The following is a 24,906-nucleotide window of genomic DNA, read 5'->3' on the forward strand; positions in this document are numbered from 1 at the left end:
TAGAAACTTTCTCCTTTATCTTTACAAGCACCAAATTAGCAAAAATGAAAATAGCATTTAAATAATTCAGTGTTTATTATTCTATTTAGAATGGCTTTAAAATCTTTAGTTTAACATTAAAACCAGGTTTCTCAAAATATTTAAATATTTCATTTACCGGTAATTTAAATGCATCAGCTAACTCTTGATCTGAATAGTCTAATTCTTTTTTCAATAATTCATAGGCTTTATAATAAACAACCGGAGTATCTATTGGAACATATACTGGTTCATTCTTTTTATAGCCCTTACGACTTAATTCAATGTTAAAATAACTATATTTATCATCAGTTATACACTTAAGATCTTTCGCTCTACGAATAATTGATGCCATAGATGTCATCCAATAAGATTTCAAAGAACTTAAATATTGTAGTTTAAGACCTTGTAATGAACCCTTTATAGCTGATTCTGGCATTAAAAATTCTGAGGCAAAACGATTTGCTTCATTTTCTTTATCACGATGATCTGGAATTGGGTATTTAGAAGACAAATGCATTATAATATGACCCAACTCATGGGCTATAGTAAAACGCTTATGGTCATTACTATAATTCTTGTTTAATATTAAAACCATAAACCCTTCATCCGTTACAAAAGAAACACCATCAAATATATCTACATCATAATCTTGTTCGACAATAATTATACCATACCGCTCTAACAATGAACATATATTTTCTATAGGCTCATCCTTTAGACCCATATATTTTCTTGTAAATTGTGCGGCAGATTCTGGAGTATAACCGTCTTCCAAATCCAACATACAAAGTCCTATTGGAGGAAATTCAATACTTTCTGACATTTCATCTATTATGTAACCAATCAATTTATTTGCACATTCTATATGATCTTTCTTACTTTTAATAATTCCAGCTTTTCTTCGATAATGGGCATTCTCTACATTATTTGAAATCTTTTCTTCATAGAACTCTTCTGGGAATCCCAGGAAATCTATAATTCGCTTAATTACATCTTCAGATAATAATCCCACACCTTTTTCAAACTTTGACAAATTTGACTGGGACAATCCTTTAATGTGCGAAGCCAAGCTTGTTTGAGAATATCCTAAATACTCCCTCACAAATGTCAATTGTTTGTTATTAAATTTCATAATACTTTTCCTTTCGACTATTTATATAAGAAAATGGTGGTTCAGATTATATTTGTTACTAATTTACATTCTTCTTTATCTTCACATTCTCTTTAATACCCACTTCAGCAGTTGGCAACAAAGGATGAATAGTTTTGGTTGCTTTAGACAAAGAATTAAGATTGTTTTCATTTATTTCCCAACAGACTTTTCCTTCATCAATATAAACAAGCTTTGGTTGAACAAATAGTCCCAAACTATCTTTTTTATAACCAAAAAATAGTATAGGAGAAGTTCCATCATAATCATCCTCAAAAAGTGAACCCTGTAACTGATTCTCTATGGAATCACTTAAAACAGTTCTTATATTCATAGGCATATCATTCTTATCCAACTTCTTGAAAAAGATAATATAACCATTTACAGTAAGCATTAATCTTCCATATTTACCACGTTTCAAATCTGAACCGAAATGATTTTGAACACACTGGATTAGTTTTGCTAATAGTAAGTTGGCTTCAAATGCTCTAGGTCTTGCACTTGGTGGCGTCTGAGCCACCTCTTTATTATACATCTTTAAAGCTTCATAATATGCTTCAAAAAGAGGCGGCAGAACCTCTTTAAGGTCATATTCACATTCTTTTTTATTTATTATACGTTTCCTTTTTCTCGGAAACTCATTTATTGCTATATTTACCATAAATTTTGAATTTAAGATTTTAAAATCTGAACCACCAGATTTTCTGAAAGAACCTCTGTTGCAGCAGAGGTTACTTTAGCCACAAAGATATATAATTTTAGACGGATATTGTATATTTCACTATATATTTTTTTAAGATAATTGTATTTTCTGTGTTTGATTATAGAATTAGCTTTATGAGATTATCAAATTTCTTTATATAGCTACGTCATTTTTATCTTTGCTTTTTCATTTATTACTTTTTGTTGTTTTCGATTAGAAGTTTCTACATTTAAACCAACATTATTATCTTCTTCTTTATTCTTATTAATAGTAAGACTGATTTTGCGATCCAGCTCAGAAAGTTCAGATTTAAGTTTTCTCAGCTCACCTTCCTTTTTCCATTCACCTGAAGCTATGGCTTTATAAGTCTCAACGTCACGTTTTACTTTTTCAAGTTCACGCTCATGGTTTTCTATTACTTTGGGGATTTTCTCCAAAGCAGACAGAAAGTTCGTGCAAGCCAATTTGGGATCATTTGCCAAATGACCGTTATTATGCGTATAGTATATGTTTCCCATACCCTTAACCATAAAACGGTTATCCACAAAATCGAACATATCCTTTTGGGATGCTTCACTCTTTACGACCACATGAAAACCATAAATCTCACCGATCTGCTGATATTCACCATTAGTTCTGGCCTTATTAGAAATCTCCTGGAGCTTTGCAGCAAGTACTTTGATATCCTGGTTTTCAATTCCATTCAATTTTAAGTCATTAAGCAAATTACCGTCACTATCCTTACGTGCAAGACGGTTGAACTGCTCCATATCTGCTTTAGCTTCATTAGCCTGCCTTGTATGAAAGTCAATAGATTTGTCAATCGTATTCAAACGGAATCTTGCTTCATCACGTTCCTTTGCAAAGCTCTTACGTTCACTTTCAAGCGCCGTAATCTTCTTTTCCAACTTGGCTTTCTCCAACAAATCCGTGTTGCCAGAAAGAATAGCCACATATTCACTGAAGTTAAGTCCATTCTGTTCATCCATTCCTCCTTCATCAATGGTTCTTTTACCCAAGCTGTTAGTCTTTAGCTGATTGATAAACAATTGCTTGTTATGTAACAGATTGAATTTATATGAATCAAGGGACTTCTCTACAGCATATACAATCACATCAACTTTATTGTCAGCATGTTGTTTGGCTACCCAGTTGCCTTTACGAACAGCACGGCCATCACGTTGCTCTAAAGCAGAAGGAACCCAGGGCGTGTCAAGATGATGCACCGCAACAGCACGTTCCTGTGCGTTAACTCCAGTACCCAACATTTCTGTTGAGCCGAATAGCACTCTGATAGTTCCTTTATTCATTCCCTCTATCATTGCTTTTTTAGCCTGTTCAGTCTTACATTCCTGAATAAAACGAACCTCCGAGGAAGGGATACCATAATCTTCTACCAGTTTACGTTTGATTTCAGAATATACACTCCATTCTCCAGGCTTATATGTACCAAGATCGGAAAATACGAACTGTGTACCCTTTACAAAATCAAATTTCTTGTAATATTCTGAAATCATTTTAGCACAGTGTGAGGCTTTATTGTCCACATGATCCTCGTATGACGGATCTATCATTCGCATATCAAGTGACATCTTTCGTGCATAGTCGGTTGCAATAAGCATCTTTGCATTTTCTTCTTTTTGTGACAATGGTTCTCTGCCCAACAAAGTAGCATCACCTGTACGGGCAAACTCCACCAGTTTTTTTATAAATTCCTCCTGAACTGGTGTAGGTGGAATATTATGAAGAATCTCATTCTTCTCCGGACGGTCTATACCTATATCCTTCGCTGTACGATAGTCGCAGATTTCAGCATAGAAAGCAGCCAGTTCCGGAACTTTGATAAAGTGACGGAATCGTTCCTTCTGCACAATTTCATTAGTTACAGAAAACTCATAGTCAGTAGTCTTCTTCGCAAACACAGCTGCCCAAGCATCAAAACTGTTTATATTCTGCTTTTCAAGTGCCTGAGGCCTTAGATATTTGAACAGCAGATAAAGTTCCGTAAGCGAATTGCTGATAGTTGTACCACTTAGGAAAGTAGCACCAAGATCTTTTCCAGTCCTCTCCTGAATGGTACGGATAGCAAACAGCATATTAAGTGCCCTCAAACTTCCATTGGAGTTTCCAAGTCCGGCTACACGGTCATGACGTGTGTTGAACATCAGATTTTTAAATTTATGGCTTTCATCTACAAACAGATGATCTATACCCATTCGTTTGAAATCCACCACATCATCCTTTCTTGAAGCTATATCGTCTGCAATACTTTTCAATTTAGCTTCAAGATTCATCTTTCTCTTCTCCACACCTTTCAGCATGGCACGTGAAACCTCCTTACCCTGCTCGATAAGAACCTGCAGGTTTTCTTCCACACTGTCAAGTTCCTTCTGAAGAATTGCCTGCTGAATATCCAAAGACTGAGGTATCATTCCAAACTGTTCATGCGTAAGGATAATACAATCCCAGTCATTGTTTTTTATGTCATTAAAGATACGCTGCCTGTTCTGTGGTGTAAAATCATTCTTACCGGGATATAATACTCTGGCATTGGGATAAGCCTTTCTGAAAGTATTTGCAATATCAAACACAATTGCCTTCAATCCGATAATCATAGGCTTGTTTACAATACCAAGACGTTTCATCTCGTATGCAGCACAACACATGATAACAGTCTTTCCGGCTCCCACCTGATGGTCGCATATACCACCATTATTCACCTTCAGCATCCAGATAGCATCTTTCTGACTCTTATACAAATCAGGAAAGCCCAAACCTTTCAAATCAAGCTGCGGAAACTCCTGATGACTTCCATCATAATTAGGACGTACAAAACAGTTAAACAACCTGTTGTATTTTTCTGCCAACTTGTTCTTGAATCCATCCGGCTGCGACTGTAGCCAATCTGTAAACCCATTCCGGATTTCTTCAATCTTTGTATTGGCCAACTGAATGGCTGCACCATCCCTTACCTTAATTTCAGTTTCATTACCATTAAAATCAACAACAGTCTTGCTTTTTGTTATGTCCGGTATCGTATTATGCAAAGCATGTTTCATCAGGTTTATACCGTCATAAGTCTTGAACTCGCCCTTGACGGCATACTTATGATTAATATTACCGTTTTTACTACTGCACTTTACAGAATATTCATCTGCACTTGCTGCAAAGCGCACACTTACGTCTGTTTCAAAAAACTCACACGCAAACTTTTCATATACCTTTGCAGGAATCCATCTTTCACCGAAATTAAAATCAAGCTCTCCGAAAGATATTGGCGTAGGTACAGCAGCCTTCAATGCTTCAAGACTCTTTTTTGCCTCTTCATTGCCAGGATGATTCTCTAGCCACCATTCCACCTGCTCTGCCTTTTCCACTACATTGCCGGATATGAATCTGTCTGCAATCTCATAACCTCCTTCAAGAGGATTATAATAGATTCGTCCGTCCAAATCAGAAATTATCTCATCTTCCTCCTTATCAGGCAAAAGCGAACATATATAAGGCAAATTCACATCACCGTACTTGTTCAAAGAAGCAGCAAGTCCTTCAAGTGAAGTCGTAACAGTCTTGACTTCATTCACTTGAAACGAAACAGGATGGTCGAAAATATCAGCTTTTATAAACTGTCCTTCACGTGAACGTTCAAGAAAAAGTATCTCAGTAGAACCAGGATCCATTTTCAGCACATCCAAATTCTTTTTTGTATTCAGAAAGCCATAGAAACCTACAAAATCATCATAAAGCCGGTTCAGTTTACTGCGTTCCTCCTTGTCTTCCGTCCTTGTTTCACTCTCGTTGTCATACAAACGATGATAGCAATCCCTTAAATCAATGTACTTGCCTAATTTTGTCAATTGACCGATTGGAAGATCAAGCGGATTGAAAGTTGGATTACCAAAGGAAGTATTCGACAGAAATCCAAGCTGTGTACCTTGCCTTACTATAGAACCGTCCTTCAGATGCGAAGACATCATTGTATTATAAGGTCGTGGAGTAGTATCTATTATCGGTTTCGACTCTACTTTTGGTGGTATAATGTTACGTTTTCCATCATCTATAAGCAATTCAGAAAACAAGTCAAGCTGCACGTTGTTAGTCTGAATTTTCTTTGTTCTGCCTGATCGGTTGTTACCTTTGATTTGTCCGACTTTCTGTTTGGTCGTTTGCTGTTTACCAGTACGTTTCTTTTCAGATGGAGCCGGAGTAACTTTAGGAGTAGAAGCCTTTATTTCCTGATTGAACCGTTCCACTTCTTCAGCCCATGCCTGTATAGCCTTATCCGGAAGATTATAATCTTCATCCTCTACCATAACAGAAATGGGATGATGCTCGTCATCAAAGTACACAGTCTGACCGTCCATTTCACGTGGAGACTCTATATCTGTTCTTGCACTTTCATACAGATCAAACAGAGTAAGAACCGGCACACCTTCAGGAGCTTTTTCTACTTCCGTACTCTTCTGACGTTCCTCTTCCTCAATCTCTTTCTTATACATATAGCCATAAACGGAAGGATCCATATTCTCCTTCCTCCATTCCCGCAAACTCATTCCCTCCAGTTCTCTACATGCCCGTTCAAGACCTTCATCAAGCCAGTGAGCCTGAGAACCGGACAAAATAGTAATATATCCGTGTTTGGCAGCTTCCTGAAGAATAGCCTCTGTATTACTATCAATCTTAGCCATAGACTCATAAGCTTTCAAAGCATCGCCTATAGCCTTAACAGAAAGTTGAACAGGCTCTTTTATCTCTTCTGCTACAGCATCCACCACTTCAGGAGTATAACGGTTGCCTACATATTCTTTCAACTCCTGGATTTCATGAAGCTTAGCCGGTTCAAAATGAATATCACGTTCTATCCTTACACCTCTTACTTCAACTTCCTCAATCTCATGAAGAGAAGCATATCCAAGTTCCCATCCATAGCCCATTGTAGTCAGTGTAAACAAATCTCCTGTTTTCCTATCCGCTTCAAGCACATAACAAGTATATGCACCAAATGGCATAAAATATCTTATATAAGCTACCTTATCACCAATCAGTCCACCATCCGTTTCATACAGTGCAGGAATCTTATCAGCAACTTCCTTCGGCATATAGGTAAAAGCCTGTTTAGTTTCCATTTCACCTTGAAGTTTCTCCACATAGTCATCATCTCCATAGAACAGTCCTTTTGACAACTCATTTGATATATCCCTGTCCAGCTTTAATTTCAAGTCACTACATATACCTTCAATTCCACTTTCATGGTTATATACCATACATTTCTTGCCATAAGGATTAGTCGAAAGTTTTCTTGATGTAGCCACACAATTCTCCATGCTTTCCGTTGCAAACATGGCATTATGAGTAAACAATACCTTATCAGGATTATCAGGATCGGGAACATCAACCGTTTCTATAAACAAGCGTTCCTGTTCGGAAACAATACCTTTACCCGTATTTTTCTGCAAAACAATCAAGTCACTGCCAACCTCCGTCCCAGCATTTTCTGTAAATAAATTTTCTGGCAAACGGATAGCAGAAACAAGACTTGAATTATTCATCAGATACTCCCTAATAGGTTTGTTGGAGGGTGAATCCAACAAACCCTGTGAAGTAATAAAAGCAAGTATTCCACCTTCCCGAAGAGTATCAAGACCTTTTACAAAGAAATAGTTATGAATGGCACGAGTTGACAAGACTTTTGCTTCCTCCTTTGATTTGGAATATGCACGGTCATATACCACATAATTGCCAAAAGGAATATTACTGGAAATACAGTCGAAATGATTCATCAGCTCAGGTGATATTTCCTCAAAACCACGATTGTGCAGAAAGACCTTTCCGGTACTGTTCAAAGCTTTCATTATTATTCCCGTGAGCAGATCCTTTTCAAAACAGAATCTTTCCTTTGCATTTTTCCCGAATGAGTTGATAAAAGAACCCATACCGACCGAAGGATCCAAAAAAGTTTCAAACTTGATACCGTTATCGGCAAAACTTGATGCTATGGTATCAGTTACCCTTGTATCAGTATAGAAAGAAGTAAGCACACTTGATTTGATACTATCCATGAGCAGTTTAGCCTGTACCGGATTTGCAGCACCTTCCTTGATTACCTGTTGTAACTCCTGAACCATAGGAAAAAGTTCAAGTTCCGATTTAGCCCATCTGGAACGGTCAGCCAACGTACTTGCCGGATTCAGGACACACTTCAATCCGCCAAATCCATTATATCTGCCAAGAATCTCCCTTTCCTCCTTACTCGGTATCCTTTTTTCCGCTTCAAGAAGCAATACTGTACGTATAGCCTCAATGTTGTTACGGAGAACAACCTTCTTGTTATATGACATAGGCTATACATTTTATTTATTGTTCTTGAATTCGAATGACGTAGAACCGTCCTCCTTTAATATCAGTACGGCATTAAACTTCTTGCCAGCTTTGCTAACAAGCCCTTTCAGTGTCGGAGTATGACTTTGAGTAATAAGGCTTCTCACTTCCTTATCAGTGAGTATTTTACCACATACCTCCCTGAAAATTCGGAACTCACAACCCTCAAAAGTACATTTGGCAACTTTGGGATAAATCTTTACAGAATTATTCTTGCAAACCGGACAAGTAAGCAGTTCTGTATTATCCTTTGAGATAATTGACGCTTCCAAAAGCTCCGTACATATCTGTCCAGTATAATCCTTTATTTCCTGGTTGAATCTGGCTGCATCATTCTCTCCATTCTCAATCTTTGCCAAGGCAAGTTCCCACATACCCGTCATTTCAGCATTGGCGATTCGCTTATCCTTAACAATATCATAGACTGCCATACCTTTATCAGTAGGAACAAGTGTTTTTTTCTCACGTCTGATATATTCTCTTAGAAGCAGAGTTTCTATAATATTGGCTCTTGTAGCCGGAGTTCCAATACCACAACCGTCCATAGCCTTTCTTACCTCGCCATCCTCAATTTCTCTTCCTGCATTCTCCATTGCAGAAAGAAGAGTTGCTTCAGTAAACAAAGGTTTTGCCTTTGTCTTATGTTCCGTCTCTTTCAATGAAGATATTCTAATGTTTTCACCCTCTTTAAAATCAGGCAAAAATTCAACTTCCTTATCTTCATCCTCTTCTTTTTCATTAAGCACAGCTTTCCACCCTGGATAAGTTACCTTTTCCGCTTTCAGAACAAAATCCACATCAGCACCATTCAATGTTACAGACAATACATCCTTTTGTGAGATTTCAGAAAATGCTTCGAGCATTCTCGCCATTATCATACGGTAAATCTTATCCTCATTGGCACTCAACTGTTCAGGCTTATTGCCTGTAATCAATAGCGCATGATGGTCAGTTACTTTTGAAGCATCTACAGAGCGTCTGTTCAGTTCATGGCTTAGAATCTCAGGAACAACATTTTCAAAACCGAAACCATCCTTTGAAAACTCTATCAGTCCACTGATTTCATCAAACACATCATCACCGATATATCTGCTTCCCGTTCTCGGGTAAGTTATAAGTTTCTTCTCATACAGACTTTGAGCAAGTGACAGCGTTGTATCCGCTGAAAAGCTGTATTTTCTGTTTGCTTCTTTCTGCAAGGTGGTAAGGTCGTATAAGAGAGGTGGTTCGGTACGGACTGCCTTTCTTTCGACCTTCAACACGGAAAGACAGCCGTGTCCATCAGTGGTGATGTTATCCGCAAGGATAGCTTTCACTGCGGACTGGGCTGTTTCCCTTCTCTCGAAAGTAGTCTCTGATACAGCTTTCCATAGAATACCATCTTTATCCAGCATCGCTTCAAGTTTCCAATAAGGAACACTCTTAAACTCTTTGTTCTCGATATACCTTCTGCATATAATCGAAAGTGTAGGAGTCTGAACCCTTCCAAGTGAGAATCCGTTTTTACCTGCAGAGATAGACAAGGCACGGCTGGCATTTATGCCAACCAACCAATCAGCTTCACTGCGTGCCTTACCTGCACTATAAAGATTGTCAAATTCATTTCCAGGACGAAGCTTTGAAAGCCCTTCCCTGATAGCCTTATCTGTAAGACTGCTTATCCATAATCTTACATAAGGCTTGTCAGAATTAAGATAGGAATAAATATATCTGAAAATGAGTTCACCCTCACGACCGGCATCAGTAGCCACGATAATCTTTTCAGAACGATTGAAACAATTCTTGATAATCCCAAGCTGCTTGACTGCAGCCGGATCATTTATATACTCTCCGTCCTTTCTTATTTGACGGACAATTAGACGGAACGGTTCAGGAAGCAACGGAAGATCCTCTTTTCTGAATCCCTCCACACCATACTGTTGTGGCATAGCAAGAGTAACGAGGTGACCTATAGCCCAGGTAACAATATAATTGTTTCCTTCCATATATCCGTTCTCACAGCTATCTGCACCAACAATAGCCGCCAGTTCTCTGGCAACTGACGGCTTTTCTGCAATAATACAAGTCATACCCATAATACTGCAGATTAGATTTTACGACCTTTTTTCTTTTGAACCTCTTTCTTCTGTTTTTCAGTAGGCTCTGTCTGTTCCTTTTTTAGAGGTTCTTTTACATGTTTAGTTGCCTCATTAGTTTTGCCTTCATTATTCACGGCAACCTGAGTCTTGTTTTCTTCAGCTAGAGCAACAACTTTCGCTTCACCCTGTTCCTGTTTCCTGTCCGGATTCCATCTGTAAAACCTCGGTCGGTTTTCTTCCTTGTCAAACTTAACGTATGCATTGAAAGGCTGTCCGGCTTTATCAACCATATTCTTGATATAGAGTGTACGTCCTTCATTAAGTGCAGCCTGCTGTTTTTCTGTAAGTTCCACTCCGCAAATTTTCCTTGAAACACCTTTCTGTTGTTCCTGATTTACATGCAGAGTCACACTCTGCCTTGGAGTATTGTCAAACTTGAATTCGATACCCTTCTTATCGGCATTAATCTGAATCTGAGCATTGAAAGGCTTACCTGCTTTGGAAATCATATTCTCCACAGCAACAGCCTTACCCATAGCAAGATCTGCCTTCTGTTGTTCGGAAAGCTTAACACCCTTGATTTCATCAGGGACACGTACACGGTCAGCCCTCAAAGCTATCAGCTCGTTCGTTTGTGCATCAACAGATATGAAAGCCTTAAACGGTTCTCCGTTTTTAGGAGTAACGTCAGCCAGTCTTCCAAGATTACCCGTTTCACGGAGCATCTTCTTGTCTTCCTCTGAAAACTCAACACCCATGAAAGGAAAGTCCAACCGTGGTTCTTTTCTGATTGTATGAATAGCTAGTGCAAGATTAGCGTCAGTATCTTCACGAAAAGCAAGTCTGGCTTCCGTATAGATAGTCTTATCGCCAAAAGGAACTGCAATAGGCATCAAATTACTCTTTCCCCATCCAAGCATCTTTTCAAGATTACCCGAAGCCTTCAACTGTTCACGAGTGATTCCAATTGCCGTAAGCTCATTCCAATCAATACGTTCTTCGTTTACCCGGCCAAGCTGTTCTTTTGGAGCATAGTCCTCCAGATTCACACGCATCAGTTTCAGCTGTTCTTCATTCTCTTGCGGTTGCTGAAGCATTTCCTGGAGAATCATTACAGAGCTTTCCACTTTGTCTGCAACCAGTCTGTACAGTCCGGTTCTTGAAGGATCATTAAACTGTCTGGTAAAGTTCTCCATGAAGTTCTTGAAAATACTGTCATTTTCACTGAATTTCATGAACTGTCCTGAATGTACATCAAGTGGCTCAACTGTCTGTACCTTACCTTCTGCATCAACTGATGAAACTACTGATAACTTTTTCGATTCCTTATCCTCCAGTACAAGGATGTAGTCATTGGTGTTCGTATCCATAATTCTAAATTTAATGGGTTTGAACACCAAATATATAGCTTACTTATGCGGATGGTGCAAGTGAGGGAAAAGTGGGGAAAATGAGGGAAAATTGGCAAAAAAATTAAGGGACTATGCAAAAAAAAGCATAGCCCCAACACTTTATAGAAACTAAAGATCTCTCAATAGTTCATTTTTTAGAGGTTCGCATAATGTCCTGTACAATATTCTTTTATTCTCAGGTATATCCTCTTCAGACAAACTAAATAACAATAAATAAGACTCTGGTATATTTAAAGCCTCACATATCTTATTAACTGTTTCCTTACCAGGAAATGACTTACCCGATTCGATATTACACATTGCATTAGCTGATATTTCACACATATCTGCTAATGTTTTCTGAGAAATATTCTTATTTTTTCTCAATGTTTTTATTGCGTTCCCTAAATTCATACTTTTATTTAAAAATAGAAGAAAAGAATTCTAATATCTTTGGACTAACTTCCAATAGCTTAGATATAGCATAAATCAGAAGATTCCTATCAATACATGTTTTATGATTTATATAGCAAATCACAATTTCTTTTTCTTCTTTTGTTAAATCTGACTTTATTATAAGTTTAATAATATCTTTTTTATTCATTTTTTTGACAATTATAACAATAATAAAAAAACGACTACGCTAATCTCAACATACTATTCTTTTTATTATTATAATAATCATCATCCGTACCTAAGGAATAGATATAATATCTTGCCGTCCTAACAATATCTTTAATAAGCTCTATTAAAGGTATTGTTATTTTACGATACAAATCTTTCACAATCCAATATCTACTTTTAGTAATACTATAAAGCAAATTTTCTTTTTCAGAAAAAAGATTAAGATTTGTATTACAAAATGTGCAGTCATTATATGACAAATCATATAACAAATCACATACTGTAACAGCACTTATACCCTTAATATGTATCGTTCTATCTTTATATTCTCTATAGTTGCATAAACTTATATCTAGATAATTTACTTTAGTCTCTTTAACAACACATCTTTTTGCTAAAGTATCAATATCCAAATATCCACGAAATTCCCTTATGGGAGTTTTATTCTTTATCGTACTTATGAATGTTTCTCTTATACTTTCCTCGTCTATATTAGACCAAGTATAAGATGAACTTGATATTTCTCCTTTCTTTTTAAAAAGTTTGACGAATCTATCTAAATCATTTATTTCTTTTAAGTTCAATTTGCTAATGTTACGTAGTGAACTTAAAAAATAGCTACGCATTTTGCGAATATATGCATCCGCAAAAATATCAAGCCTTTTTTCATCTATACAAAGGCTTGAAGTATCAACATCATCACTGTATCCATTGGCTCTTAGCAATGAAGTCAATGCACACATAGGAACATTCATAACCTCTTGTATTATATCTAATGAGGTCATGAACGATACATTCCTATCTTCGAGTAAGGATGAAGCTACATTTTCTATTTTGAGATGTTCAAACATTTAATATATTAATAATTTACGCTGCAAATATAATGTATTATTTTTATTCCACAAAACAAAATACAATTTTTACTTGTATAAATACTAAAATGTCAATATTAATCTCTATACTTCAATGCGAATAATGATTTTTAATCATGAATAGTAATCAATTTTATAATCTTATCAAGTAAAGGTTTAGATTTTACTTCTACTTCTTTTGATTTGCCAACCATATTTGAATAAGCTACAAAAACAAGGAAAGCCTTTAAGACTGCTTTATCTAAGTCCTGAGAAATCAAAGCTTCATTATATTGTATTTCCATGAACCCTGAAATTGTAAAGAATACGAAATATGCTGTATAAATCAAAAAATTAATATTGTTTTTATGAGTCACATAAAGAGCCAGTTCCTGCATTATAGGTTCGTATTTATGTTCTCCCCAATCTTTTAGTGGCGATTGTTTTTTTATTATCCATTGAATGAAATTAGGACGATGGACACATAAAATTGCACCTAATGTTAGTGTTATAAAAATAATGGTGGACGTTGAAAAATTTAAATTAAACAAATAATCAATAGCTTTTATAATAACCAAAGGAAAACCTAAAGAATAAATTGTAACCATCAAATAGCTCATTAAGATTGTAAACGCTGGGAAAATTAATTTATATCCCATAAAAATGAAATCCATTGGGAGCAATAATATAAGCCATATTTTTCTTATTATTTTATTACACTTTTGCACTCTAGTATCACACAATAAAAATATGATTAAACTTGTGAACACATATATCAAAAAATATTTCAATGTTATTAAATCCACAATCCACCAAAACAAAACCAACAGAAAAACCTCAAAAACAAGAATACCAAGTACAATCAATGAGACTTTGTTATTTTCTGATATCCTATTCCACCATTTATCTTTCTTTGAATCAATATTTTGTTCTTGTTTGCCCATAACACAATTCTTTTTAGTCAAAAACCTTACAAAGGTATAAATTACTTTTAGTCAAAATGATATTTTCACCTCTCTAAAATCGTAAAAAACAACACTTGAACCAAGGCTTATCACAATATTATGATTTTTACCGTGACTTATAAATTATATTTTGTTTACATAAAACAAAACAGCCCATAACTATAGCATAGAAATAGAATTAAACCCCAATAAGTAGCATAATAACAAAAACATAAGTCTCTATCTAATGGTGAATCCATATTAAAACACAGTAAAATTAGCCCAATTTTCACTTCAAAATAAAACACTTTCTGCATTTTTGAATAAACGTCTAGGTATTTAATTAGAATACCAGCATATTTTAATGAAATAAGAGGTCGTTTTAGACTTCATAAGTCTTAATGTATAACCTATCCTATTTAAATCAAATAACAACAATACCGGATAAAAAACGTAAATAAACAATCATTTAGACAAACAACAAACCACTACAGTAATTTTATTTATAATTGATTTAGTATACAAAACCAAAAAAACAAAATGTGTAAAACTGAATAGTGAACTTGTTTTTAGTGTGTAAAGCAGATTTGTCAATCGCACTCATATTCAATAAGCATTTTTAGGCTAAGACACTCACCTGAGTACGAATATGGTAACATATTAGGAGACTGCAACTTGGACTGGAGATATTAAGAAAAAGTTAATCAGTTATAGAAATATTGTAATAGGAAAACTACAACCAAAGAACAGTATGTCAAATAAATGCTTATCTTTGGGAACATAAGGTGTTGCATAAAGATAAGATAATAATCCTACTAATTTTATCATTTTCTGAGGATAGAAAGAAACATTATGGCAACAAACTGAAGGTATAAAATAAAGAATTCTACAGACTTCAGGTTTAACGTAAAAACAGTCAACCTTTTTTAGGTTAAAACAATTATAATATTTAAAATTAAAAAATGATTGGAGATAAAAGTATTTGCAAAATAATTTCTTATACAAAAGAGAAACGTACATTTACCGTACAAGAAGTATATTCTCAAACTCAAGGTTACCTTCCTTTGTCCAAAGATCTTCTTAAAGACAAAACGAAGCTATTTGATGCAATGAAACAGGGAAAAAACATACCTCTACTATGTGTAAAGGTTATGGATGGGAAACCTGTTTATTCTTCAAACATGCAAGCTCTAGATGAAAGATCAAAAGAAGAACCGCTTTCTATATCAATAAACTTTTCAGCTGACAATGAAGATTTCAATTCATCATTATTTGATTCTGTATACAATTTACTTGGTGATACTATTGATAATGACATCAAGTATGATTTAGCAAGACAATTAATTCTTGCTAATAGGAAATTACGTATCCGCCCTTCTTTATATAAAGAGCTTTTCAGCAAATGCAACGCAAAATATGGTGCAAGAATGTGGAAGGAAAATTTAATTTCATATACAAGTAACAGTATTATTACAAGTCTTTGGAAAATTGGTGATACCACAGAACGTCAACAAATTCTTGACAAATTAGGTATTTCTTTACCAGAACCAGAGATTAAAGAAGTTGAGGTCTACAATGGTTCAGTTATTCCTTTATTTAAAAATATTGCCAACAATATTATTACCAAAATCAACGCAGCTAAACATTCTGTTAAAATAGCTGTAGCTTGGTTTACCAATTTTGATTTGTTCAATTGTATCAAGGCTGCTTTAAATAGAAATATACAAGTAACTCTTGTTACAAATAACGATTTGATCAATAATGGAGGATATTGTCTTAACTTTGACGAGTTAATTGATTGTGGGCTAAAATTACATCTTGTAGAATACCCTGAAATGCTTCATTATAAATTCTGTATTATTGATGATAATACAATAATTACAGGTTCATATAATTGGACCTTCTATGCAGAAGAAATTAATAAGGAGGATGTTATAATTATCGAAGAATTACCTAAAGTAAAAGATGCATTTCTTGCTATATTTGACTCTCTATTAATACAATTTAATCAGGTATATAAGATGCCTGAGACAGTTCCGGATAGACCACAAAATGATAGGAGTTCATTTAAACAATATATTAGTGAAGAACTAGTCCTTAGAGCTAAGAGAAACATTGGTAATAGAAGACAAAATCTCATAGATGCACAAACATTATCTCCTGATAACCAAAATGTAATAGCTGCAATGAAAGAATTCGGAGTCAACACTGATAATTCATCACGTTCAATAGCAGAAATCGATTATGATACTTCACAGTCTGCAATAGCCAAGAGAACTCAAACCTTGGAAACCCTTAATCGTCAACATGCAATGATAAATCAGAAGATCACTGATATTGATAAAGAAAAAAATAAAATAATCCAACAGAAGGAAGAATCTCAAAAACAAGTCGAGGCGCAATTAGTCTCAGCAAATTCTGAAGACGAAAGGAATTTGATAAGAAGACAAAGCGAAGAAAATGAGGCTAACTTAAATTCGAGAATAACTCAAATTGAACAAGAAAAAAAAGAGACTGAAGCTGAAATAAACACCGTTGAAAATCAAATAAATACGCTCAATTCTGAAATCGAAATTATTAATAAAACATCTAATATTGAAAGTAAAGGAGGAAGGGGTGGTTTAAAAATTACATTGAAATGGAATACAATCGATGATTTAGATTTGCATGTTATAGATCCTGATGGACAAGAAATATATTATGGGCAAAAAGAACATAAGTGTCAAGATGTAATAGGACGATTAGATATAGATGCAAATGTAAGTACTCCATATATAACAACGCCCGTAGAAAATATATATTGGGATGGGACTGCTCCTATAGGCAAATATTGCGTAAAAGTAAACTTGTATACAAAGAGAAGTTCACAAATGGAAATTCCATTCACTGTAACTGTTTACCCAGAGAAAGGACTACCTAAGATTATCCCATTGAAAATAATAAAAACCAAAGAACCTATTATTGTTACAGAATTTGATTATTCTGATAATGGTATAAAATATATAAAATAATAAATTAGAAAATATGAATATCAAGTCCGTTATTATTGAAAACTTTAGAGGTTATAAAGATAGGCAAGTTATAGATCTTAATAATTTTACAGCTTTTGTTGGTAGAAATGATGTTGGAAAATCAACAATTCTTGAAGCATTGGATATCTTTTTTAATGATAGTAAAGGTGTCGTTGTTATGGATTCTACTGATGTGAACAGAGAAGCAAAAGAAGCAAACGATAAAGTTGATATAGTTATAGGAGTAGAATTTATAAATTTACCTTCTGAAGTATGTATTGATGACAATAATACAACAACCTTGTCAGATGAATATCTTCTTAATTATGAAGGAAATTTAACTGTGATAAAAAAATATACAAATGGTAGTAAAACTCCAAAAGTATATATTTATGCTTATCATCCCAATCATAAAGAATGTTGCGATTTATTAAGTAAAAAACAAAAAGAGTTGCAAGAACTATCTGAAGATTTAGATTGTGATAAAACTAAGAATGCAGAAATGCGTAAAGCAATACGTAATTTATATTCTGATTTTTTAGATTTAAGGATGAAAGAAATAGAGGTTTCAAAAGAAGATGCAAAAAATATCTGGGATAAATTGAAACAATATATACCTATTTATACCTTATTTCAGGCCGATAGAAGCAATGACGATAAAGATAAAGAGGTACAAGATCCTCTAAAGGAGGCTGTGAAAATAATAATGTCATCTACAAAAATAAGATCTAAATGTCAGGAAATATATGATGCCGTAATTGAAGAATTACAAAATGTTTCGGATAGAACTGTAAAGAAAATTAGTGATATGAATCCTTCATTAGCTAGTTCTTTGCATCCAGCTCTACCAACAGCAGATGATTTAAAATGGACTGATGTATTTAAATCCGTATCTATAACAGGTGAAAACGATATTCCAATAAATAAAAGAGGAAGTGGAGTTAAAAGACTTATTCTTATTAATTTTTTTAGAGCAGAAGCCGAAAACAAACAAGAGAAAGCAAAAGCACCAGGAATAATATATGCAATTGAAGAACCTGAAACAGCACAACATGCCCATCATCAGAAACTTCTTATAGACGCTTTAAAAAAACTATCACAAAAAGATGATATACAAGTAATAATAACAACTCACAGTTCTCTGATATTAAAGCAATTAGCATTTAACGAAGTACGAATTGTAAAAAACATAGAATCCGGTAAAGTTGTAAATAAAATAAGTGAATCACAATTACCTTATCCATCATTAAATGAAATTGCATTTACCGCATTTGGGGATGTTCTTGTTGAATATCATAACGAATTATATGGTTATATTGAGTTCGAAGGATGGAAGAATGAATTTAAAAACGGAAAGGAGTTATACCCATATAAGAAAGAAACGACTAAAGGTATAAAGGAGGAAAATTTAATTAAAACTGAAATTATTAGACACCAGATTCATCATCCAGAAAATAAATTAAATACTTATTTTACCCCAGATGAACTTTATAATTCTATTAATGAAATGCGTTCATTCATAGAAACTTATAAGGCTGCTAATAAATAGCAGCCTTATAACCCTAACAACCTTATCTTCTCGGCCATCTACGACAATGAGAATGAACATATTCAATACGCCCATATCTCTTACGATAATAGTCAGTTACAGAAACAGGTTTCAAGGGACATGTACATCTTATTCTCATATTAACACCTCCTTTCTTTTGTCCCTTGACTACTCAAATGTTGGTGCTAACGAATAATGAATAATAGTACATTACAAAGATAATTTTTTTTTGTAATATTGTCCAAAACATATAATATATATTTCTTTAAACCGATAATAGTTTACTCAAATCCGGATCATTCTTAATCCGTTCTGTCTCAGACTCAACTAAAGCAATAATCTCCTGCTTAACTCTACGATAATTACTATCAATTGTCTCACGAAGAATATCGTTCCCGTCACTGTCGGTAAACTCGGCAATGACGGGAATCTTCTTATATGCCTTCATTTCAGCAGAAACTTTGACAGAATCTACCACAATTTCAGCATGGAAGATTTTTTGCTCAATTCGTTCATCAAAGTTATCACTGACTGCCCCCACAAACACACCCTGAGTAAGATTGGAAATCTTGCTTGCCGGGATAAGCGAGTCCATTTGTGTAGATATTGAGGTGGATTTATCATTACGGTTGATAGTCATGGATTGGCGTTTCTGCAACACTTTCCCGAAGCGTTCAGAAAGATTCTTGGCTGTTTCACCGACAACCTGACCACTGAAGATATTACCAACAGTATTCTGAATAACCTTGCTTTCCTTATCTCCATAGTCACGGGTAAGCTGACTGAAATCCTGAAAGCCCAAACATACTGCTACCTTGTTGCTTCGTGCAGTAGCAATAAGATTATCAAGACCTCTGAAATAAATTGTAGGCAACTCGTCAATGATAACAGACGACTTCAATTGCTTCTTCTTGTTTATCAATTTTACTATTCTGCTGTTATATAGACCAAGTGCTGCAGAATAGATATTCTGTCGGTCAGGATTGTTTCCCACTACAAGAATCTTAGGTTCTTTCGGATTGTTTATGTCAAGTGAAAAATCATCTCCTGTCATTACCCAATAAAGTGCCGGAGAAATCATTCTTGACAATGGTATTTTAGCAGAAGCTATCTGCCCCTGGAGCTGATCTTGCGCATTTGACTCCCACGCATCCATGAACGGACTGAGGTAGTTCTCCAGTTCCGGATATGATGTCAGTATCGGAAATATCTGAGCGTATGGACGGTTCAGAAATTCTATGGCATGAGGGAAAGTACAATACCTGCCGTTGTCATAAATCTTCAAATACCAGATTATAGCTGCAAGCAGAATTATTGGCGACTCAACAAAGAAGTCTCCCTGCTTCTGAATCCAGCTTCGGTTAAGGTTCAACATGATGGTATAGGCAGATTCATATGCATCAGATATGTCAGTCATGAAGTTGGGATTAATAGGGTTACACCGATGGCTTCTTCTTGGATCATCGAAGTTGATTACATAAAATGTTGGTTTTACTTCGTAACGGTCGGCATATTTAAGAAGATGATTATAAGCTATTTCCGACAAATCCGGAAACTTATAATCGTATATATACATAGCAAAAGACTTCTCAATCTGCTGTTTGATGAAGTTGTTTACCACTGCATACGACTTCCCTGAACCGGGTGTACCCAATACTATGGTTGCTCGGAAAGGATTCACGACATTAATCCAACCATTGTTCCATTTCTTCTGATAGTAGAAACGTGTAGGAAGATTTACTGAATATTCGTTTTCCATCAGTCTTGTTTCCTGCATGAAACTTTCATTCTCGACATTGAAAACATCATCCATAAGATTATTTTTCAGCAGTCTGCTCATCCAAGTTCCACCCATGAGCAGACATATATAACCGATAGCAAGAGAACTGATATAAAGTATTGCCCCTACTTTCGGAATAGCTAAAAGCATCCAGTTAAGAAAGAAAGTAATGAAACCCACGACAAGAAGTATTATAATGTTTCTCCATGTAATTTTCTCGTCCTTCACGCCACGTGTGCCCAGACATGACAAGCCTAAGAACAAAACTGCAAAGAGTTTGGTCCATAGCAATGAAGAGAACAGTCCTGTGTTCTTCTGAAAGTTCATCAGTATTCTGTCCACAACACCTATAGTAATATTCCATTCACGGAATGATTCATAGCAGAACCAATAACAGTGTATCAAAACAAACAATATGGATATGGCACGCATAAAGTCTATAACCTTTGCCAATCCTCTCAAATCATCTTCCTGTGACATAACTTTATTTTTTTCGTTTTAATTTACCTGAATATAATCTTCTCATTTTACGCTGGAACGCAAGTTCTCTGTAATCAATACCGTGCGATGCGCCATCAAGCAGTGAACCTGTCATTTCTGCAATCATATCATCACCTGGTGTATCTGATTCTATAATCTGATCAACCTGTACATCCTGAGGTAAAGCATTAAGGAACGGATTATTTCCATTTCCATTGAAATATTCGTTGAATACTGAAGCTGCATATCCCTTTCCAAGTCGTGAACCATTAGCTACAATACCGTTTTCATGGTCAATAAAAGTTATACCATAGATCCTTTCGGCATTATTTTCACGAAACACCACATCTATACTTTCAGCTTTAAGCATTTCAACTAATTCCTTTCTGTCAGGATTCATCATCATAACTTTACGTACCTTGTTTCTTAAATCCGGCTGTACCTTCTTAAATTCTTTCTTTGAACGTCTTATATGATTATGGATAGCATTATATCCATACTTGCGGCCAAGTTTTGCAGCATCTATAGGAACAGTGAGTTTTCTGCCTTCTGAATTTGTAACAGAATACACCATACCATTATATTGTTTTCCGTTATGCTCCTTCTTTACTTCCTCTGCCATTATGTTGTAGGCAGAAAGTACAGCATTCAATTCTCCAACAGACTGGAAACTGTATTTCTTCAATATAGCAGAAACAGTTCCGGCAATCTGTTTTCTTATATCTCCCTTGTCTATATCTGCTTTTTGCAGCTGCTCCGCATCTGGAATATTCTGTTTCTTACAAGTATTCAGATTCCATTTTCTTTCAATCTCCTTACGGACTTTATCGCTTCGTCTGAACTCGTGGCTGTCATTTATCTTCCGTCCATTGGAATCCACGCGAAGAGAAACTATGTGTATATGTTCCCGTTCAATATCACTATGCTTGAAAACGATAAAAGGCTGATTGCCGTATCCCATCTTCTCCATATAGTATGCGGCAATATCACGTAATTCCTCTTCACTCAGTTTGTCGTCCGGATGCGGATTAAGAGAAACATGAAATACGGTTTTCTTTGTCCTCATGAATGAAGGAAGCAACCTTTGCATATCCTCAAGGGCACGATTCATATCGGTGTTGCCATTATTGTCAACACTCATGCCTGAGACGAGCAATACTTTTGCCTCTCCAGCTTCCACCTTATGGAAGTTATAACCAAGTGCCCCTCCAAGGTTAGATGTAGAACTTATTTTTGCAACCATTTGCTTCTAATCTCTTCTGCAAGACTTATCGAAGTTTCAAGAAGCCCTTGCAACTCTGCTGTATTATCATTCAGTTTCTCCAATAATGTGTGTGCCACTTTAGCAGAATGATAGCTGTTTATGGCCCGTACAGTCTGATTATATAACAGTCCGATTTTTCGGATCTGCGCGTTCACTTCTGTCAGTCTGTTGTAAAAATCCACAGTGGATTTATCGGTAGTAATCACCTTGAATGTATGAGAAAACAGGCGTGCACGAATAAAATCAGACTTGGTTCTGGCACCGGAACGTTCATACAGACTGATAAAATCTGCATTCTCTTTTTCATTCAACCTTACATAATATCTGTAAGACGGTGTAGCGGATTCCTTTTGCATAATCTTTGTTTTTATTATCCAACTTGCGACTTTGGAGCAAGTATCTCCCCCTTTTCAGGGGCAAGAGTTTTTGGCGGACAAATTTCGGTTTGTCGGACAAAAACACATCTTGCCAAAGGTTATTTGAAAACAGAGATAGTATTCCTTTCAGTCATACTCTGCTTCGCTACAAAGTTAGTCTGTTTATTATCAACAGCTTCCATTGAAGCTGTACGCAATTTTCCACAATATTACCCGGTATTCTCCAAGGTGCGCCAGCCTATGTTTTTTAGATGTTTATTTGCAGTTGTAAGTATCTGCACGCACTGAACAAGTGCATAAAATTACGCACATACACACATTTGCAGATGTGTGGAAACATACATACTTACACACTTATGCAGATATGCACAAATATATAAATGTGTATATACAGATATACATACAAATGGAAATACAGATATGAAAACAGAAACAAATGCAACTACACACATACGTGTAGGATTCGGCTCCCAGAAAGGGGGCATCGGGAAAAGTACCATTGCTGAAGTACTTGCAAGCTTTCTCTACTATGAGAAGAATATCAAACTGCTGATAATGGACTGTGACTATGCACAACATAGTTTCTACAGACTTAGAGAAAGGGATAAAAAAGCTGTTGAGGAAAGTATGGCTCTGCAGGAGAAATTGAAGACATATATCAGGAAAACAGGAAAGCGTTCATACCGTGTACTGAAAGCCAAACCTCAGGAAGCTATAAAGGTAGCCGAAGAATACATAGCAGAGCACCCCGAAGAGGAAATTTCTGTTGTAATCTATGACTTGCCTGGACGTTCAGACAGTTCTGACCTGCTTTCGCTTGCCCTTGAAATGGACTATATCATTTCACCGATAGAAGCAGACCTCCAGTCAATAGCTTCGTGCATGGCATACGCCATTACAATACGTGATATGGGTGTAATGTTAAGTGGAAGTAGGATAAAGCAGATTTTCATGATGTGGAATAAAGTGGACCGGAGAGTCAATACGAGGATAATGGAAAGCTATGACAAGGAAATCGAGGAATACGGACTTGGACTGCTCAAAACCCGCTTGCCAAGATCTGTAAAGTTCAGCCGTGAACTGTCTATGAATACCGGAGGTGTATTCCGTTCAACCTATATGGCTCCCGAAAAAGAGCAGCTTGCCGGAAGTAATATTGAAGAACTTGCCAATGAATTAATAGAAATCTTATCACTGAAAGCGTATGAACAATAACAAAGGAATTTTAGAAGCCAGAATAAAACAGATGGCCGAAGGAAATTATAAGGAAATGGACAAGGAATTTTCTCTTGATGACTTTGATCCAAAACCTGCCGAGAAAACAAAACCACAGGAGGAAACTGAACCAACTGAAAACAAGAAACCTGAAAAGCCGACAGCCAACAAGAAAAAGCCTGTAGAAAGAAATGATCTGTCTGACATGGAAGAATACAGGAACAGATTCCTGATAAGCCGTCCCTTCGACAAAAGAACCTCTTTTCCGCTAAACCGTGTAACGCTGGATATACTGAAAGACATATTACATGACACAAACAGCCGTGTAAGCCTTTCATCCTTCGTAGAAAATATTCTGCTTGACCATCTGAATAACTACCGTTCACTAATCAATGATGCCACAGCCAAGAATATAAGGAAACATACCATACCAAATATGTAAACAATTATGGATGCAATATTGACATTAATACTTTCCATTGTGCTGATGGGAACAGCTGCTATTTTTTTGTGGCTATTCCTGCACACCGGAAAGAAAGTAAATGAAAATACGGATTCTATCCGTGAGAAGAAACCTCCCCAAAAAGAAGGAAACACCTCTTCCGTTATAGGCAGGACAAAAACAGATATTACCCAATATTCTACAGTTTTACCCAATAATCCTGCTCCTGTAAAAGATGTAAATAATAGCGATAATTTTACGGGCGAGGAAAACGAGTTCTTTCCTGATATTGACGAAGTTGACGAGGAAGAAGTTGAATTGGAAGAACTTTTCGAAGTTACAAAAGATGATATCCGACTTAATGGAACAGAACTGATTAGTAAGGAAATATCCTTGCTTAAAAAAGTCGGCAGCAATGATTCTATTGAGGAAGAGGAAAAGGTTCCCGTTTCAGAAACCATATCAAAACTGAATGGCAGTGATTTCCTGAAACTGCTGAAAGAGAATGAAGCAAAGGCAGAGAAGAGAAACCTGGAACTCATGCGCATGATAGAAGAGGAAGAACTCAAATCCCCAAAGCCGACACGTAAAAAGAAAAACAAACCGGAAGAGATTTCACTGGAAGATTTTTTATAAACCCTTTAAACG

At 35.8% G+C, this 24,906-nt stretch carries 16 protein-coding genes; 5 read left to right on the plus strand and 11 right to left on the minus strand.

The features are described 5' to 3' along the window. Nucleotides 1–85 precede the first annotated feature (85 nt). From OIM59_RS11750 to OIM59_RS11785, 8 genes are all read right to left on the minus strand, one after another. The gene (locus OIM59_RS11750; RefSeq protein WP_303896826.1) at nucleotides 86–1,153 is read right to left on the minus strand and encodes an XRE family transcriptional regulator; all 1,068 of its coding nucleotides are present in this window, start codon (nucleotides 1,151–1,153) and stop codon (nucleotides 86–88) included. A gap of 58 nt (nucleotides 1,154–1,211) precedes the next feature. Further along, entirely contained in the window at nucleotides 1,212–1,832 is a 621-nt protein-coding gene (locus OIM59_RS11755; protein WP_303896828.1) for a hypothetical protein, read from the minus strand. Between the two features lie 203 nt (nucleotides 1,833–2,035). Further along, nucleotides 2,036–8,212 (minus strand): N-6 DNA methylase, encoded by a 6,177-nt coding sequence (locus tag OIM59_RS11760; protein WP_303896830.1) that lies wholly within the window; start codon nucleotides 8,210–8,212, stop codon nucleotides 2,036–2,038. A gap of 12 nt (nucleotides 8,213–8,224) precedes the next feature. Then, nucleotides 8,225–10,327, minus strand: coding sequence for a type IA DNA topoisomerase (gene topB / locus OIM59_RS11765; protein WP_303896832.1), 2,103 nt, complete (start codon nucleotides 10,325–10,327; stop codon nucleotides 8,225–8,227). Nucleotides 10,328–10,338: 11 nt separating this feature from the next. Then, the gene (locus OIM59_RS11770; RefSeq protein WP_303896834.1) at nucleotides 10,339–11,700 is read right to left on the minus strand and encodes a DUF3945 domain-containing protein; all 1,362 of its coding nucleotides are present in this window, start codon (nucleotides 11,698–11,700) and stop codon (nucleotides 10,339–10,341) included. Between the two features lie 150 nt (nucleotides 11,701–11,850). Further along, entirely contained in the window at nucleotides 11,851–12,135 is a 285-nt protein-coding gene (locus tag OIM59_RS11775) for a helix-turn-helix domain-containing protein (RefSeq protein WP_303896836.1), read from the minus strand. Between the two features lie 224 nt (nucleotides 12,136–12,359). Further along, on the minus strand, nucleotides 12,360–13,100 hold the full coding sequence (locus OIM59_RS11780) for a hypothetical protein (RefSeq protein WP_303896838.1): 741 nt from the start codon (nucleotides 13,098–13,100) through the stop codon (nucleotides 12,360–12,362). A 227-nt stretch (nucleotides 13,101–13,327) separates the two neighbouring features. Next, nucleotides 13,328–14,140, minus strand: a complete 813-nt coding sequence (locus OIM59_RS11785) for a hypothetical protein (protein WP_303896840.1) — start codon at nucleotides 14,138–14,140, stop codon at nucleotides 13,328–13,330. A 962-nt stretch (nucleotides 14,141–15,102) separates the two neighbouring features. Between OIM59_RS11785 and OIM59_RS11790 the strand changes: the two genes are divergently transcribed. Further along, nucleotides 15,103–17,151, plus strand: a complete 2,049-nt coding sequence (locus OIM59_RS11790) for a phospholipase D-like domain-containing protein (protein ID WP_303896843.1) — start codon at nucleotides 15,103–15,105, stop codon at nucleotides 17,149–17,151. 13 nt (nucleotides 17,152–17,164) lie between these two features. Continuing rightward, complete coding sequence (locus OIM59_RS11795; protein ID WP_303896845.1) at nucleotides 17,165–18,700, plus strand: ATP-binding protein; 1,536 nt, start codon at nucleotides 17,165–17,167, stop codon at nucleotides 18,698–18,700. A gap of 265 nt (nucleotides 18,701–18,965) precedes the next feature. On the opposite strand, the gene mobC is transcribed toward OIM59_RS11795, so the two are convergent. The 3 genes from mobC to OIM59_RS11810 are packed head-to-tail and all read right to left on the minus strand — an operon-like array spanning nucleotide 18,966 to nucleotide 22,580. After that, entirely contained in the window at nucleotides 18,966–20,960 is a 1,995-nt protein-coding gene (gene mobC / locus OIM59_RS11800) for a conjugal transfer protein MobC (RefSeq protein ID WP_303896846.1), read from the minus strand. A 4-nt stretch (nucleotides 20,961–20,964) separates the two neighbouring features. Beyond that, on the minus strand, nucleotides 20,965–22,203 hold the full coding sequence (gene mobB / locus OIM59_RS11805; protein ID WP_303896848.1) for a conjugal transfer protein MobB: 1,239 nt from the start codon (nucleotides 22,201–22,203) through the stop codon (nucleotides 20,965–20,967). After that, the gene (locus OIM59_RS11810) at nucleotides 22,188–22,580 is read right to left on the minus strand and encodes a hypothetical protein (protein ID WP_303896850.1); all 393 of its coding nucleotides are present in this window, start codon (nucleotides 22,578–22,580) and stop codon (nucleotides 22,188–22,190) included. The genes mobB and OIM59_RS11810 overlap by 16 nt, the downstream gene beginning before the upstream one ends. Before the next feature lie 441 nt (nucleotides 22,581–23,021). On the opposite strand from OIM59_RS11810, the gene OIM59_RS11815 reads away from it, so the two are divergent. The 3 genes from OIM59_RS11815 to OIM59_RS11825 are packed head-to-tail and all read left to right on the plus strand — an operon-like array spanning nucleotide 23,022 to nucleotide 24,894. Next, entirely contained in the window at nucleotides 23,022–23,816 is a 795-nt protein-coding gene (locus OIM59_RS11815; RefSeq protein ID WP_303896852.1) for a ParA family protein, read from the plus strand. Then, a complete protein-coding gene (locus OIM59_RS11820) occupies nucleotides 23,806–24,258 on the plus strand; it encodes a DUF3408 domain-containing protein (protein WP_303896853.1) in 453 nt (150 codons plus the stop codon). The genes OIM59_RS11815 and OIM59_RS11820 overlap by 11 nt, the downstream gene beginning before the upstream one ends. Before the next feature lie 6 nt (nucleotides 24,259–24,264). Next, the gene (locus tag OIM59_RS11825) at nucleotides 24,265–24,894 is read left to right on the plus strand and encodes a hypothetical protein (protein ID WP_303896855.1); all 630 of its coding nucleotides are present in this window, start codon (nucleotides 24,265–24,267) and stop codon (nucleotides 24,892–24,894) included. Nucleotides 24,895–24,906 lie beyond the last annotated feature (12 nt).

Source organism: Bacteroides mediterraneensis, from assembly GCF_025993685.1.
Classification (GTDB): Bacteria; Bacteroidota; Bacteroidia; order Bacteroidales; family Bacteroidaceae; genus Phocaeicola; species Phocaeicola mediterraneensis_A.

What these genes read in the sequence shown, in the direction of transcription:
- OIM59_RS11750 (WP_303896826.1), bottom strand. Translation starts at nt 1,153, where the DNA reads ATGAAATTTAATAACAAACAATTGACATTTGTGAGGGAGTATTTAGGA.
- OIM59_RS11755 (WP_303896828.1), bottom strand. Translation starts at nt 1,832, where the DNA reads ATGGTAAATATAGCAATAAATGAGTTTCCGAGAAAAAGGAAACGTATA.
- OIM59_RS11760 (WP_303896830.1), bottom strand. Translation starts at nt 8,212, where the DNA reads ATGTCATATAACAAGAAGGTTGTTCTCCGTAACAACATTGAGGCTATA.
- topB (WP_303896832.1), bottom strand. Translation starts at nt 10,327, where the DNA reads ATGGGTATGACTTGTATTATTGCAGAAAAGCCGTCAGTTGCCAGAGAA.
- OIM59_RS11770 (WP_303896834.1), bottom strand. Translation starts at nt 11,700, where the DNA reads ATGGATACGAACACCAATGACTACATCCTTGTACTGGAGGATAAGGAA.
- OIM59_RS11775 (WP_303896836.1), bottom strand. Translation starts at nt 12,135, where the DNA reads ATGAATTTAGGGAACGCAATAAAAACATTGAGAAAAAATAAGAATATT.
- OIM59_RS11780 (WP_303896838.1), bottom strand. Translation starts at nt 13,100, where the DNA reads ATGAATGTTCCTATGTGTGCATTGACTTCATTGCTAAGAGCCAATGGA.
- OIM59_RS11785 (WP_303896840.1), bottom strand. Translation starts at nt 14,140, where the DNA reads ATGGGCAAACAAGAACAAAATATTGATTCAAAGAAAGATAAATGGTGG.
- OIM59_RS11790 (WP_303896843.1), top strand. Translation starts at nt 15,103, where the DNA reads ATGATTGGAGATAAAAGTATTTGCAAAATAATTTCTTATACAAAAGAG.
- OIM59_RS11795 (WP_303896845.1), top strand. Translation starts at nt 17,165, where the DNA reads ATGAATATCAAGTCCGTTATTATTGAAAACTTTAGAGGTTATAAAGAT.
- mobC (WP_303896846.1), bottom strand. Translation starts at nt 20,960, where the DNA reads ATGTCACAGGAAGATGATTTGAGAGGATTGGCAAAGGTTATAGACTTT.
- mobB (WP_303896848.1), bottom strand. Translation starts at nt 22,203, where the DNA reads ATGGTTGCAAAAATAAGTTCTACATCTAACCTTGGAGGGGCACTTGGT.
- OIM59_RS11810 (WP_303896850.1), bottom strand. Translation starts at nt 22,580, where the DNA reads ATGCAAAAGGAATCCGCTACACCGTCTTACAGATATTATGTAAGGTTG.
- OIM59_RS11815 (WP_303896852.1), top strand. Translation starts at nt 23,022, where the DNA reads ATGAAAACAGAAACAAATGCAACTACACACATACGTGTAGGATTCGGC.
- OIM59_RS11820 (WP_303896853.1), top strand. Translation starts at nt 23,806, where the DNA reads ATGAACAATAACAAAGGAATTTTAGAAGCCAGAATAAAACAGATGGCC.
- OIM59_RS11825 (WP_303896855.1), top strand. Translation starts at nt 24,265, where the DNA reads ATGGATGCAATATTGACATTAATACTTTCCATTGTGCTGATGGGAACA.